Source organism: Gemmatimonadota bacterium, from assembly GCA_021295815.1.
In the GTDB taxonomy this organism is placed as follows: Bacteria; Gemmatimonadota; Gemmatimonadetes; order Longimicrobiales; family Gaopeijiaceae; genus JAGWBQ01.
Genome location: JAGWBQ010000007.1, coordinates 86406 through 100420, shown reverse-complemented (window position 1 = coordinate 100420; position 14015 = coordinate 86406). Strand labels below are relative to the sequence as shown.

12 protein-coding genes are annotated in these 14015 nt (G+C 65.5%); 1 reads left to right on the top strand and 11 read right to left on the bottom strand.

The annotated features are described in order from the left end of the window. Positions 1-4 precede the first annotated feature (4 nt). The 6 genes from J4G12_04040 to J4G12_04015 form a co-directional block, all read right to left on the bottom strand. Entirely contained in the window at positions 5-1294 is a 1290-nt protein-coding gene (locus J4G12_04040) for an aminotransferase class V-fold PLP-dependent enzyme (GenBank protein MCE2454976.1), read from the bottom strand. Between the two features lie 150 nt (positions 1295-1444). Then, positions 1445-2008 carry a hypothetical protein gene (locus J4G12_04035; protein ID MCE2454975.1) on the bottom strand — a complete coding sequence of 188 codons (564 nt, stop codon included), beginning with the start codon at positions 2006-2008 and terminating at the stop codon, positions 1445-1447. A gap of 56 nt (positions 2009-2064) precedes the next feature. Further along, entirely contained in the window at positions 2065-2958 is an 894-nt protein-coding gene (locus tag J4G12_04030) for a hypothetical protein (protein MCE2454974.1), read from the bottom strand. A gap of 619 nt (positions 2959-3577) precedes the next feature. Then, positions 3578-4108, bottom strand: coding sequence for a hypothetical protein (locus J4G12_04025; GenBank protein MCE2454973.1), 531 nt, complete (start codon positions 4106-4108; stop codon positions 3578-3580). Positions 4109-4178: 70 nt separating this feature from the next. Next, complete coding sequence (locus tag J4G12_04020; GenBank protein MCE2454972.1) at positions 4179-6326, bottom strand: carbohydrate binding family 9 domain-containing protein; 2148 nt, start codon at positions 6324-6326, stop codon at positions 4179-4181. A gap of 164 nt (positions 6327-6490) precedes the next feature. Continuing rightward, positions 6491-7363 carry a deoxyribonuclease IV gene (locus J4G12_04015; GenBank protein ID MCE2454971.1) on the bottom strand — a complete coding sequence of 291 codons (873 nt, stop codon included), beginning with the start codon at positions 7361-7363 and terminating at the stop codon, positions 6491-6493. Positions 7364-7537: 174 nt separating this feature from the next. On the opposite strand from J4G12_04015, the gene J4G12_04010 reads away from it, so the two are divergent. Beyond that, complete coding sequence (locus J4G12_04010; protein MCE2454970.1) at positions 7538-8341, top strand: carboxypeptidase-like regulatory domain-containing protein; 804 nt, start codon at positions 7538-7540, stop codon at positions 8339-8341. A gap of 211 nt (positions 8342-8552) precedes the next feature. Here the strand turns inward: J4G12_04010 and J4G12_04005 are convergent, their stop codons facing one another. From J4G12_04005 to trxB, 5 genes are all read right to left on the bottom strand, one after another. Further along, entirely contained in the window at positions 8553-9428 is an 876-nt protein-coding gene (locus J4G12_04005) for a hypothetical protein (GenBank protein ID MCE2454969.1), read from the bottom strand. 398 nt (positions 9429-9826) lie between these two features. After that, positions 9827-11239 (bottom strand): class II fumarate hydratase, encoded by a 1413-nt coding sequence (locus J4G12_04000; GenBank protein MCE2454968.1) that lies wholly within the window; start codon positions 11237-11239, stop codon positions 9827-9829. 253 nt (positions 11240-11492) lie between these two features. After that, a complete protein-coding gene (locus J4G12_03995; protein MCE2454967.1) occupies positions 11493-12212 on the bottom strand; it encodes an SDR family oxidoreductase in 720 nt (239 codons plus the stop codon). Continuing rightward, positions 12209-13003, bottom strand: a complete 795-nt coding sequence (locus J4G12_03990; protein MCE2454966.1) for a DUF1028 domain-containing protein — start codon at positions 13001-13003, stop codon at positions 12209-12211. Before J4G12_03990 ends, J4G12_03995 begins: the two co-directional genes overlap by 4 nt. Continuing rightward, positions 13000-13989 (bottom strand): thioredoxin-disulfide reductase, encoded by a 990-nt coding sequence (trxB, locus tag J4G12_03985; protein MCE2454965.1) that lies wholly within the window; start codon positions 13987-13989, stop codon positions 13000-13002. Before trxB ends, J4G12_03990 begins: the two co-directional genes overlap by 4 nt. Between the last annotated feature and the right edge of the window lie 26 nt (positions 13990-14015).

Sequence of the window (14015 nt, the reverse complement as noted above, 5' to 3'; positions counted from 1 at the left end):
GCTGCTAGGCCGCCCGGGTCACGGCGCTCCTGGCGAGTCCGTGGTCGAGGTCGGCCAGAATGTCGTCGATGTCCTCGATGCCGACCGAAAGACGAATGAGGTTCGGGGTCACCCCGGCGCTCGTCTGTTCCTCAGCGGTGAGCTGACGGTGGGTGGTCGATGCGGGGTGGGTCGCCAGCGACTTGGCGTCGCCGATGTTCACCAGCCGCTTGAAGAGCGCCAGGGAGTCGTAGAACCGGACCGCTGAATCGAAGTCGCCGTCGACACCGAAGCTCACGAGAGCGGACGGGCGTCCGCCGGTGTACTTCCGCGCCAGTTCGTAGTACTCGGAGTCCGGAAGTCCGGGGTAGCGAACCCAGGAGACCCGCTCGTGCGCGCTAAGGTAGTCGGCGACCTTGCGGGCGTTCTCGACGTGGCGCTCCATTCTGATGGGTAGAGTCTCCAAACCCTGAAGGATGTGGAAGGCGTTGTGGGGTGAGAGCGCCGACCCGGTATTGCGCAGCGGAACCGTCCGGGCGCGGGCGATATAGGCGGCCTCGCCCATGGCCTCGGTGTAGACTACGCCATGGTAGGAAGGCTCGGGCTGCGTCAGCCCCGGGAAGCGCTCGGCGTGTTCGGTCCAGGGGAAGCGTCCGCTGTCGACGATCACGCCCCCCAGCGCGATCCCGTGGCCGCCGATGTACTTGGTCAGCGAGTGCACCACCACGTCGGCGCCGTACTCGATCGGCTTGAGGAGCACGGGAGTCGCGACCGTGTTGTCCACGATCAGCGGCACGCCGCGTTCGTGCGCCACCCGGGCCAGAGCCTCGATGTCGACGATGTTGCCCGCCGGGTTGCCGATGGACTCGGTGTAGACCGCGACCGTGTTATCGTCGATCAGGGCCGCCACTGCGGCGGCGGAGTCGTCGGCCGCGAACCGAACGTCGATCCCCAGCTCGGGCAGCATGTGAGCGAAGAGGGTGTAGGTGCCTCCGTAAAGCTGAGGCGTGGTCACGACATTGTTGCCGGCCTTGGCGATTGTGAGGACGGCGTAGTTGATCGCCGCGCTCCCCGAGCTGACGCCGAGCGCACCGATCCCGCCCTCCAGCGCCGCCAGGCGACGTTCGAGCACGTCCACGGTCGGATTCATGATCCGGGTGTAAATGTTCCCGGGCACCACGAGGTCGAAGAGATCGGCGCCGTGCTGGGCGTTGTCGAACTCGTAGGCGACCGTCTGGTAGATCGGCACCGCCACGCTCTTGGTTGTGGGCTCGGTCTCGTAACCCCCGTGGATTACTGTGGTTTGGTCCTTCATGGGTTGTTCGTCATCTCTGCAGGTGATTTGCGCTTTCGGAGGCGGAGCGCCGCCGAAACGAGAGCGCGTACTACGGATCGCTCGAATGAATATTACACCCTGGTCTCGGCTTGGAGCCGATGCGAGGCGATGGGCTGCCTCGCCATCCGTTCATCCGATCTCGGGGTGACGCAGGGTTCCGCCCAGGTAACCGCTCCAGAAGAGAAGGGCGCAAGCCAACGCGAGCCCCACCGTCACGGCCAACCGGAAACGGTCTGACGGGGCCGGGTCGCCGGTTCCGTTAGAGCGCCGGCTGCGACCCTCCCTTGCCAGGCGGACAGTCGAGCGGGTCGAGTTCGGCTTGCCGGCGGTCTCGCGCCCGACCTCCTCCGGCACCGTGAACCAGCGCCGGACGCGTTGCGGAGGACTCCATCCGCTCGCCCTGACCAGGCGCTGCGCCGAACCGACCGCGACGAGCGCCAGCAGGAAGAAAGCCGCTCGTCCGAAAGCGGCGTGGAGATCGGCGATCTCCGGCCGGGTCAGCTCGTCCTTCACGATCTCCAGCGCTCCCGGTCCCGAGAAGAACGAGATCGCGCCGGCCGCCGCCGCCGCGACGACCAACCAGTGGGCGATCCTCTCCATCTCGTCCGCGCCGGGGTCGGGACCGGCTCCGCGCCTGCGACGGGACGCCGCGAGCAGAAATACCAGAGCGAGCGGCGAGAGTACGATCGGCACATGAACCGTTAACAGGTGGAGGTGCGCCGAGTTCAAACGCCCAGCCTCGCCACCTCTCAGTTCCGACCCGTGCCCACCGCCTCGCCGGGAGGCGTGCCCGCGTCCACCTCGGCGTATTTCAGTTCGCTCCCCCTCATCGAGTGCGGAATGAGGTAGACCGCCATCATGGTGGCGGCCGCGAAAAGAACGGCCGTGCGTCCGGCCGGCGAAAGCCCCCTCGGCACTGCTCCCGATCGACGGGGCATGCCCACCAGAAGGCAGCCGATCAGCCAGACCAGCCACATGACCAGCAGCTTGTTGTCGGTTAGGTCGTATCCCCAGGGGAAGCCAGTCCAGTAGGCTCCGAAGGCGTACTTCTGAACGAAGGGGCCGAACACGAGTCCGCCGACGGTCATGCCGGTGAGAGTGATCCACGACATCAGCCGCGCACTTGCAGGCGCGAAAACGGCTCCGAGACCCGCGCGCATGCCCACAAGCACGGTGAAGAACATGGCGACCACGTGTGAAATCAGCAGAGCGTCCGGTACCGGATCCTTGTAGCGGAGGATGATCGTCTCCGCATCGGACTCCGAAGGAATGGCGATCCGGTCTCCGTCGGCCACCAGTTCCAAACGATATTCGATCTTGCCGGCGGCGGGCTGTAACGGGAGGAAGGCGACCATTTCCGGTCCGTCCTCGCCCATCTCCTCAACGAGCGGAACGACCGTGAACTCGTCTTCGGTCGGATAGCGCCGGTATATGAGAGAACCCTCGGCGCCGGCGGCGGGGCCGGGCAGCGCCACCCGTGCTTTCGCCGTGGTCTCCTGGCTTCGCACCAGGCGGTAGTCGTAGCTCTCGCCCGCTACGGTGAAGTCGCCCCGCTTGGGATAGGTGGGGCCGGTCGTTCGCTGGTAGACGGAAGCGCCGGCCATGAAGATCACGGCGACGGTCCATAGTACGAAGGAGCGCATTCCTGGTCGGTTAGAGGTTGCTTAAGCCTGCTGAGAAATCTAAACCCGCTCGCGGTACCTCGCCGATGTCCGCGCCATGTTGTCGACGGCTTCGGCTTCGGAGGTCGCGGGCCGGTCGTGTTCGCGGACGGCGGCCGTCCGGTAGTTGTAGGCCGTCGGGCTCGGGGGGGAGGTCGGCCAAGGCCTTCTCGAAGCGGGCGGTATCGAGGGCGGCGGTCAGCGGGGTCATTGGGCGGCGTCGGCCTCGGCGGCGCCCTAGTCCACGGCGAGGGGCGGTACGAGCGGATCGCCCACCCTACCAACGGCTCGCGGGCGGCAGTCGCATGACATAGCAGGCTGACCGAGCACGCCATTCATCCGAACCGTGCGCCGCATTGGTCACATGGTGAAGAGCCTCATGGAGGTGTACCGACGCGACCCCCAGCCGTAAGTTCACCCCAAATTGTGCCCCTGGCCAGGGGTCATCACCATGCTGACACCCATACGGGTCGAGTTGCAGAGGTCCCCGTCGGACCATTGAAGATTGGCGATACGGTCTTTCCAGCTTGCCATCTCGACCTCACTCGCGACACGCCCCGTGGTCCGCCAGCGGTACCTGTTTTCGAAGTAGTCTTCTTGTTCAGCTGTTTGGGGCACAGCACCGAGAGCGACCAACGCCAAGATGAAACCACAGATCCAATGGCGGGTCCCGAACGTGCCCTTCGTAAAAGTAGGCACCGGAATAAACCGCGTCTTCGTCACACGGCACGCCGGGCGGAAGATTCACAGCGTAGAGCAACACGCCCTGGACCCGGTGCCCGATGTCGTCATGTATACCGTTCTTGCCCATCAACAGAGGCTCGTCCACGCAGAAGTACTTTTCTCCCGGAGCATCGATGGGTGACGGTGCGAGCTCGTATCTGAACTGCGGATGTCCATGTTCCCCTCCACTCGGGAACCGGAGTTCCACATCCCGGCGAGCAGCAGGGTCAACCACGTCACCTACCTTGAGAGGCCAACCTGGGGGAGGGGAAAGCCACTTAGAGGACGTGTCCGGGATCGGATCCGCAACTTCGGTACCTGCGGAGCAGGCCACGAACACCGTCGCGGCGATCGGAAGCAGGAGCGCCGTCAGGACGGTACGGTGGGGGAGCTTCAGGGTCGCTGTCATCTTTCTCGGTCCCTTCAGGGGGATGGGGTCACCGGGAAATATGGGGACGTTTCGCGGAAGCGCATGTTTGTCAGAACACGAGCGCCCGCGTGTACTTGATCATGAAGGAGCGTCCTGCCGAGAGCGGCAGGCGAGGATCGAGTCCGTTGGCGCGCTCCATGTTCAATCCTTCGTTCCAGACCAGCCAGAGATCGGTGCCTTCGCTGAAATGGTAGCGAAGCCGGGCGTTCACGCTCGTCAGCTCCGCGACGTTCGAGTATTGGCCGAACAGGGTGAGGGAGAGGCGGGCGTCGTAGGCGAACTGGGTCTTGAGCCGCCAGACCTGGGTGGTCACGCCGGTCGAGCGCTCCGGGAAGGAGACCCGGTTCACCTCGTAGCCGCCGCCGAGCTCGAAGTGGCGAGAGAAGGTGAAAGTCGGATTGCCTGAGACGCCGATGCGCGCGCCGTCGTAGAAGGTGCCGGCCGTGACGGAGTAGTTCCCCCGAAATCTCTTCGCCCGGGGAAAACGCAAGTCGGCCTTGCCCTCGGTGAAGCCGTACTCGCCCTCAGGCACTTCCACGCCTGCGATCACGAACGGATCTCCGAGCATCTCGAAGGATCGGGTCGCGGTGAAGTCGAGATTGTGGCCGGTGCGGAACTCCAGATTGAAGACCGGAGCCAGGGTAGCGGACTCCAGCTCGCGTCCTTCGATCAGGTGGAAGCGCTCGCCCGTCAGATTGAAGCCGACGGACTGGAGGGAGGATTCGTCCGACATCAGATGACGATAGCGCAGCTCCCCGCCGTAGCTGAAAAAATCCCTGCGCGACTGAAAGCCGAGCCCCGGGCGGAAGTCGACTCCGACCCGCCTGCCCTCGAAGACGTATGAGAAGCCGTCGTCCCGGCGGCGTTCCCAGCGGGCCAGAAAGAGAGCCGTGGCCAGGCCGTCCGCCTCTTCGATCGCCTCGTCGAAGGTGCGAGCCCATTTGGCGCTGACGTACTCGTCGCCGAGGGGTCGGACCGAGAGATCGAGAGCCACCGCCACGTTGTCGCGACCCGAATTCCCTAGTCGAGAGGTGATCATGCCGCCGACCGAGGAGTAGTCGTTGAAGATCCTCTGGTTCAACCTCAGCACGCCGAGGTTCTCGCCGGACTCCCCGTCGCTTCCGGCAAGCTGCATGTCGAGGAAACCGAAATCCATTCCGCCGAGCCGCCCCACCGCCCGCGCGCCCCCGAAGATGCGCACGATCTCACCGCCCTCGAGTCCGATGCGCCTGCTGTGGAAGAGCCGGTCGGTGAATCCCCCCGTGCTGAACTGGAAGGTCGAGGCTCGCTCCTGGAAGAACTGGCGCTTTTCCGGAAAGAAGAGCGGAAAGCGGGTGAGGTTCACCTGCTGATCGTCGGCCTCCACCTGCGCGAAGTCGGTGTTGACGGTGAGATCCACGGTAAGGTTGGAGGTCGGCGACCACCTCAGATCCATGCCCAGTTCGCGGGTGAGGTCGCGATCCGATTCCCACGCGTCGGCGCCGTCGGGGAGGGCGGGAAGGTATCCGGCGCCACCCAGCGCGAAGGGCGTCAGGTACACCGGCTTTCCCTGTTTCACACCTTCAAGGGTCACCCGGCGAGCGCGCGACGGCTTCGCGAAGCCCAGGCCTCCCCAACGAGGTTCGATCGCAGGGAAGGTGTGGCGTTCGTTCTTGCGCGGGATGAATCGATAGGCGATGACTCCCATGGTTACCACGTCGTCTTCGACCTGGAATCCCAAGGTCGAAAAGGGGATGCGGAACTCCGCATGCCAACCGTGGTCACCGATGCTGGTGCGCACATCCCAGTGCGCGTTCCAGTCGGAGTTCATGGGCATGCCCTGGGTGAACTCGGCGTCGTTGGCGACGGTGCGGTCGTTTCGCACCCCTGCCGGGCTTGAGACGAACCAGACGGCGGTCTCGTAGTCGTTGTAGCTGTCGATGACCACCGCCAGAATGTCGTCGCCGCTGTAGAGATCCCGGTAGAGGGTGTTGATCTCGATCCCGGCGGGATCGGAGTCGTGAAGGCGACCGGCGACGTAGAGATATTCGTCGTCGTAGGCCAGTCGGATTTCGGTCTCCTCCGTGAGCGGACCGTCGAATACCGGCGAGTACATGGTCATGGCCAGAGGATCGATCAGCTCCCAGCCCCCTTCGTCAACCACTCCGTCGAACTCTATGACGAAGTCGAGCCGCGCCAGCGGGAGAGGTTCGAGCACGCCAGAGCTCTGGGCGAGGGCGAGCGCAGGTGCGAGCAGCGCCGGGATCGAGGCGAGGGTCGCAGGCAGCAGCGGGAAGCCGGGGAGGATTCCCGTGGCAGCCCGTGGGCAAGGCCTCCACCGGACCACGCGGGTGGCAAAGCGAACCTCACCCCGCCGCGCCCTCAAGCCCTGAAGCTCCGCAGGCGGGCGAGATTCCTGCGATCGGCCTCCACGGCGTCGTCCCCCTTCGGCGTCTCCAGTATCTTCGGCACTCTGGCGAGTCGCTCGTCGAGCATGATCTTCCTGAAGGGCGCATCGCCCAACGTGCCCTTCCCGATGTGTTCGTGCTGATCGCGATGCGAGCGGAAGGGATGCTTGGAGTCGTTCATGTGCAGGAGCTCGAGCAGGTCGAGACCGAGCACGTCGTCGAACTCCGCCCAGACGCCCTCGTAGTCACCCACGAGATCGTAACCCGCCGAGTAGGCGTGACAGGTGTCGAAGCAGACGCCGACCCTACGGGCCGCCGCCGCGGGAAGATGGTCGATGATGGCCCGCAGGTTCTCAAAGCTGCCGCCCACGCTGTTGCCCGAGCCTGCGGTGAGCTCGAGGAGCACCCTGGTCTCGCCTGGAACATCCTCAAGGCATTCGGCTATTCCGCGGGCGTTCTTCTCAATGCCTCGGAGGTGATCGCCTTCGGTCTCGTTGCCGGGGTGAGTGACTATGAACTCCACGCCCAGAAGCCTGCAGCGTTCGAGCTCGGCCTTGAACGACACCATGGACTTCGCCCACTGGTCGGGCTTGGGAGAGGCGAGGTTGATCAGGTAGGAGTCGTGAGAGACCGCAGCGGTGACGCCATGCTCCGCGCGAGCCGCTCTGAAGGCGTCGGGAACGCCCGGTTTCAGCTTCGGTTCCCTCCAGAAGCGCGGAACCTTGGTGAAGAGCTGGAGGACGCCACCGCCGATCTCCGCCGAACGGCCCGGGCATTTGTCGACCCCGCCCGAGGACGAGACGTGCGCACCGAGTTCGTCGCCGTCGACAGGTCTGGAATCGTTCATGGCTGCAATCTGCCCTAAGGGTCGCGATCGGTCAACGCGGATCCCACTCCGCCCACCCGGAATCCCGTCTCCATGACCCCCGACGACCCGAGTTTGTTGTCCGCTCGGAACCGGACCCGACCCGCGGGTTAGGTCCTTGATATGGAGCGGATCGAAACACCCGGAAACGGGACGGTGAAGCGGCCGGTCCGGAACCTCGCCAAGGGCGGCCTGAGGACGACGGCCCTCGTTTCGCCGGCACGAAAGCTCGCAGCCTTCGTCTTGGCATGCGTGCCCTTCCTCGCCCTCGGGGCGGTCGGGGCGCTCTCCGCGCAGGATCCTCCCCAGCCGGAGACGGGATTCGTCGCCGTGGGAAGAGTTGTGGACGAATCCGACGGGACGCCCCTCGTCGCGGCTCTCGTGACGCTCAACGGTGCCAAGTGGGGCGTCCTCACCGACGAGCGCGGCAACTTTCCGATCGAGCTCGCGGACTCGGGCACGGTCAGATTCGAGGTCTCGCTTATCGGCTACGCCGATCTCGTCTGGGAGGGCGAGATCGAGCCTGGGGTGAACGTCACGATCGAGCTCAAGCCGCAACCCATCCTGCTCGAAGGGTTGGAGATCGTGGTGGACCGCTTCCGGTCACGCCGCAAGGCGACCGCGACGACCGTGCGGGCCTTCGAGCGCGAGGATCTGGCCTTCGCGCATCAAGGAACCGTCCTGGAACTGATCGAGAGCCGCGTCCTGACCTTCCCGACACCCTGTCCGGGCTCGTTCATTAACTCGACCTGCCTCCGGATTCGCGGAAGGGCGGTCGAGCCGACGGTCTATCTGGACGAGATGCCCTTGCCGGGCGGTCTGGACTATCTCTCCGTGGTCGCGCCCCAGGAGCTCGAGATGCTCGAGATCTTCGGAAGGGGCCGCCACATCAGAGCCTATACTGCTCGCTACATGGAGCGAGCGGCGAAGATCCGCCTCTTTCCGATACCGATCTTCTAGCGGCACTCGGCGAAGGCGAAACCCTCACGAGCACCGAGAGCGGCGTCTCGCTCGAGGGGCATGGACATGAGGATCCACGCTCGGGAGGACCCGCGCGGATTGCTCCGGGAATCAAGGACGGAGCCGTCATCGACGGGCTCGATTGCTGGAAGAGATCTGCTGAAATGACCGATAAAGCCTCTTGGAATGGCGGAAATCAAGGCTTCAAGCCCTATGGCACCCCGATCTCGTATACCTCCACGAACTCCGCCCCCGAGTCATCCTTGCGCAGCAAAGCGATTCGGTCGACTGCGATGTCCAGCAACTCATGCAGCGGGCTCGGGATGGTGACTTCAAAATCCACGGGGACTCGTCCCGTAAAAGTGCCATTGTTGAAGGTAAACCATTCCGGATGAAAGACCGGGAGACGAACGGAACCGATGGGCGTGCCGTCCACCCCGATGACCGACCACAACCGCCTCTCACCTGACAGCTTCGCATAGTCACCGACCCAGATCCGGCCGCCGGCATCGACCTTGACAGCCCCAACAGCCGGATAGGTATCCCGCACCTCGGTTTGCGATCGGTAGCCAGTTCGAGCCACCTCCGGGATCGAGCTCAGGAACAGATTCGTCCACTCCTCGCGTTCCTGCGGGGTGACGATACGGGTGATAGGAACACCGCCACGGATCTGGGTATGCACCGCCGATCCCCGGAAGCGTGTCAAATTCAAGGAGTCGTTGGTGCCGACGATGGAATGGACTCCCCTCCCGTCGTACAATGCTGTCCGGCCAAACCCTACCGCGACCCAGTTCTGCTGGGTCGAAGTTACGTATCGCTCCTTGCCATGCCACTCCCCCAAGGTGTCGAAAGATCCGTCGGTGCCGCTGCACGCGATCAGGAACAGGGGACCGCGCTGCACACCTGGCGGGAGGACCGGTCGCGTCTCGAGAACGCCGATGAATCCCTCATTGTTCACTTGGGCGAGGGGAACGACTTCTCCCATGCAACCGGTCCGCCGCTCGTTGACGACGTTTCCCGTCCAATCCAGAAACGTGAGGCGTCGCAATGCCCTGTCGTACACGAACAGCGAGTGATCGGTGGCCACCCCGATCCGTGCGATATCGGAGTAGTCGCCCGGACCCTCTCCTTCCCTGCCGACCTGAGATCGAAGCTCCCCGTCCGGACCTAGGAAGGTCAGGTTGGGAGCGACCCGATCAGCGACAACCAGCGACGAATCAGGCAATAGTACCGCCCCGACGACTTCGACCAGGTCAAGGTAGCCGAGTGTGGAATAGAGCAGTGTCAGTTCGAATTCCGGGAGCTCCAGGGAATTCAGGTCCGCGATCCGAGCGTTTCTCACCCCGTCGGACTCGGTGACTACCACCGCCTCAGCGTCCACATCGACGCCCGGGTGCGCACCGTTCTCCGATGCATCCTGGCAGCCGGAAGCTGAAACCGCCCACCAGAGACCCATCGCGGGAGCCGTGCGCGATCGCCGCGTCATTAGGGCACCGACCCGGAATCCGGGGTCCCTAACTCCGGCAGCCCCGGCTCGGTCATCGCCCGCACGTCGAGCGCGTCGTCAACCTGATCGGGCGGGACGAGTCCGCGTTCCAGAACCACCTCGCGCACGCTGACGCCGCGAGCCGCCGCTTCCTTCGCGACCGTCGCCGCCGCGTCGTATCCGATGTAGGGATTGAGGGCGGTCGCCACGGCCGGATTGCGCTCGAGCAGCTGTCGGATGCGGGCCTCGTCGGCGCGAATCCCGTCGATGCACCGAGTCCGGAAGGCGGAGGCCGCGTTCCCCAGTACGGTGACGGATTCGAGAAGCGCATGCGCCAGCACCGGCATCATGACGTTGAGCTCGAAATTGCCGCGGCTGCCGGCGATCGTGATCGTATGGTGATTCCCCATGACCCGCGCGCACACCATCATCAGCGCCTCGCTCATCACCGGGTTCACCTTGCCGGGCATGATCGACGATCCGGGCTGCACCGCGGGCAGCACGATCTCCGCCAGTCCCGAAGTCGGACCGGATCCGAGCCAGCGAAGGTCGTCGGCGATCTTGATAAGACTCGTGGCCAGGGTGTTCAGCGAACCTGAGACGTTCACGGCGGCGTCCTTGGCTCCCTGGGCCTCGAAATGGTCGTCGGCTTCGCGCCACTCCGTCCCGGTACGGCTCGCGAGCCGCTTCAGGGCGGTGCGGGCGAACCGGGGATGGGTATTGATGCCGGTTCCCGTCGCAGTTCCTCCGAGAGCGAGTTCGTCGAGCTCCTCGGCGGCCCGCTTCACACGAGTCAGGCCCTTGGTAACCTGGGCCGCGTATCCGCCGAACTGCTGGCCCAGCCGAACAGGTGTCGCATCCATGAGATGCGTGCGTCCCGACTTGACGATCCCGTCGAACTCCTCGGCCTTCGCCGCGAGGCTTCTACCCAGGAGATCGAGCTCGGGAACGAGAAGCCCGTCGATCTCCAGTCGGACGGCCACGTGCATGGCCGTGGGGATCACATCGTTGGAAGACTGTCCGAAGTTGACGTGATCGTTGGGGTGGATCGCCTTCCCGGCCGCCCGCGAGGCGAGGCGGGCGATCACCTCGTTCGCGTTCATGTTCGACGAGGTCCCGGAACCCGTCTGGTAGATGTCGAGAACGAACTCCTTGTCGTGGGCACCTTCCGCCACCGCCAGGGCGGCCTCGGCGATCGCCCGCGCCACGCCTTCCTCGATGAGACCCAGCTCGGCGTTCGCTTCTGCGGCCGCCCACTTGACGAACCCGAGAGCCTCGATGAACCTTCGCCCGAAGCGCCGCCCGCTGATGGGGAAGTTCTCGACCGCCCGTTGGGTCTGCGAGCCGTAGAGGGCGTCGGCCGGGACCCTCATCTCCCCCAAGGAGTCGCGTTCGATCCTGTAGTCGGTCATCTTTCGATTGGTGGTGCCGGTCAGGCGTTCGAGGGATCTTCCGGTCCCCGGCGGTCGCGGGCGCGGCTAGGCGGATGGTCGCCGGCTGCCGCGGCGGTAGCGGCCGCAGGTCGCCCTTGATGGCGGTACGGGGGTGGAAGGATACCCCGTCGGCGGGTGTCGCGGTCCCCGAGTTCGGATAATCAGAGGCCCTCGACCGCGATCTGGAAGAGGGAAGCGACAGCGTCCTGAATCGCAATCGTCATGGCCGCCCCTACCTCCGTCTCGGCGCGCTCGGCCGCAGCTCGATCCGGCTGGCGTGCGCCTGATGCGGGTAGCCGACGATGTGGAGCACGGCGTCCGCGCAGTCGGCGGCGGTGAGGCGCCAGTCGGCACCCGCTCCGGGCGGGCGTCCTCCGAACTCGGTCGCTACGCTCCCGGGCATGACGATGCTGACGCGCACGCCGTCGTAGCGCACGTCCATCATCATCGCCTCGGTGAGCCCCGTCAGGCCGAACTTGCTGGCGTTGTAGGCGGTTCCGCCCGCGAACGCGTGCCGGCCCGCGAGCGAGCCGATGTTGACGATGTGTCCGTCGCCGCTTGCGCCGAGGTGAGGAAGGGCGGCCTTGGAGGTGTGGAAGACACCGCTCAGGTTGAGGTCGATCTGGGCGTTCCACTCCTCGGCGGAGAGCTCGCTCACCGGTTTGAAGTGGCCCACGCCGGCGTTGTTCACCAGAATGTCGAGTCGGCCCAAAGCGTCCGCCGCTTCTTCCACGAGCCGGTCGCACTCAGCCGCCCGGGCGAGGTCGGCGACCAGCGCCACCGTCCCCCGCCCCATACGCTCGGCCGCCGAGCGGGCCGTTCCAGGGCTGCGTCCGCCCACCGCCACCCGGGCCCCCGCCTCCGCGAGTTTGTCGGCGATGGCGTAGCCGATGCCACGAGTTCCTCCGGTGACCAGCGCGGCCTTGCCGGCAAGGGAGGGGACGGCGCTCACCGACCCCGCCTCCGTTCCCGCTGCGCCGCCGCCATTTCGACGAGTCTGCGCAGCTCGGCGATGGGTGCTTCGTGGTCGTCGACCTGAAGCCTGAGCACCACGTCGTTGTTGAGCCAGACGCCGCCGTCCTCCTTGACGACGAGCATCGCGGCTGACTGCATGCCGCGGGTGTCGCCACCGGCCGCCTGCCCGGCCTCGAGAGCGGCCTGGAGACGGAGCGAGAGATGACCCTCGGTTTCCTCGAAAGCCGCGACCATGTCGTCTACCACGGCGGAACCCGTCAGAATGTTACCTTGAGCCGAGCAGTGTCTGCCGATGCGGTGGCCCGCCCATGAGCTCGCGCGCGGCCCGGTGTGGGTGGCGACGTCGCCGTCGGCGCTCATGATCGAGAACTGGCGACCCTCCTTGGTCCAGCGAACCGGATCCGGGTCCGGATCGTCGGCGAGTATTCGTTCGACGGCCTCGGCGGGGGTCATTCCCGACCGGAGCAGCTCCAAGGCCTGGGGACCGTAGCTGACGTCGACGATCGCCTGGGTTGCCACGACTCCCACGCCCGCCTCGCCCCAGATGACGCCGTTCCCGACCGAGAATACCCGGGACTGGACGGCCACACCCGCTTCCCCGGTGGCAGGGTCGTAGCCGACGATGGAGAAGGTGGCCACGGGCGGCCAGGCCGCGACGTCGTTTTCGACGACCTCCTGCGCCCGACTCTGTCGGGGTGCGACGATCGTCGCCAGAAGAAAGAAGAGGGCGAAGGTGGGCGCAGGTCCGCGCCGGTCGGGGTTGTTCATAGTTTCCTCGATTGGGGTTCCCTCGCGGCCAGCCAGCGTTCGGCCTCGAGCGCCGCCATGCAGCCGGTCCCTGCGGCGGTGACCGCTTGGCGGAAATGGTCGTCCATGACGTCGCCGGCGGCGAATACGCCCGGCACCGAGGTCGCGGTTCGCCACGGCTCCGGCGTTTCGACGTACCCGTTCTCCCGTAGAGCGAGCGCGCCCTCGAGGAATCCGGTGTTCGGCGTGTGGCCGATCGCGACGAAGAGTCCGCCGACCGCAAGCTCGCGCTCCTCTTCGCTCTCGGTGTCGCGCAGGCGCAGCCCGGCAATGGTCTCCTCGCCCAGAACATCGGTCACCACGGTGTTCCATTCGAATCGAATCAGATCGTGCGCCAGAGCTCTTTCGGCCATGATCCTGGAGGCCCGAAGCTCGTCCCGGCGATGAACGATGACGACCTCCCTGGCGAATTTTGTCAGGTAGAGCGCATCCTCCATCGCGGAATCACCTCCTCCCACCACTGCCACCACCTGATCCCGGAAGGCGGGCAGCGCACCGTCGCACACCGCGCACGCGCTGACCCCGCCGCCCGACTGCGCAAGCCGTTCCTCGTTGGCGAGTCCGATCCACCTGGCGTTGGCCCCGGTCGCGACGATCGCCGAGTCGGCCAGCACCTCGCCGCCCCCGCTCGTACGGAGCCTGAAGGGCCATTCCGCGAAGTCCACTCCTACCACGTCCTCCCACTCGGCGCGGGTTCCGAAACGCAGAGCCTGCTCGCGCATCTCCCCCATGAGCTCCGGGCCGGTCACGCCCTCCTTGAAGCCGGGGTAGTTCTCGACCTCGGTGGTGAACATGAGCTGCCCACCGGGGATCATGGTCCGGCTGCCGGCGCCTTCGAGCACGAAGGGCTCCAGCATCGCCCTGGCCGCATAGATGGCGGCGGTCCAGGCGGCAGGGCCCGATCCGATGATCACGACCTTCTCCCTCTTCGCACCGTTTTCACTCATCGCTTCGTATACCCTTCGCGGGTTCA

Excerpts from the sequence above, each read along its gene's own strand:
- J4G12_04040 (MCE2454976.1), bottom strand. The coding sequence starts at position 1,294 with ATGAAGGACCAAACCACAGTAATCCACGGGGGTTACGAGACCGAGCCC.
- J4G12_04030 (MCE2454974.1), bottom strand. The coding sequence starts at position 2,958 with ATGCGCTCCTTCGTACTATGGACCGTCGCCGTGATCTTCATGGCCGGC.
- J4G12_04025 (MCE2454973.1), bottom strand. The coding sequence starts at position 4,108 with ATGACAGCGACCCTGAAGCTCCCCCACCGTACCGTCCTGACGGCGCTC.
- J4G12_04015 (MCE2454971.1), bottom strand. The coding sequence starts at position 7,363 with ATGAACGATTCCAGACCTGTCGACGGCGACGAACTCGGTGCGCACGTC.
- J4G12_04000 (MCE2454968.1), bottom strand. The coding sequence starts at position 11,239 with ATGACCGACTACAGGATCGAACGCGACTCCTTGGGGGAGATGAGGGTC.
- J4G12_03990 (MCE2454966.1), bottom strand. The coding sequence starts at position 13,003 with ATGAACAACCCCGACCGGCGCGGACCTGCGCCCACCTTCGCCCTCTTC.
- trxB (MCE2454965.1), bottom strand. The coding sequence starts at position 13,989 with ATGAGTGAAAACGGTGCGAAGAGGGAGAAGGTCGTGATCATCGGATCG.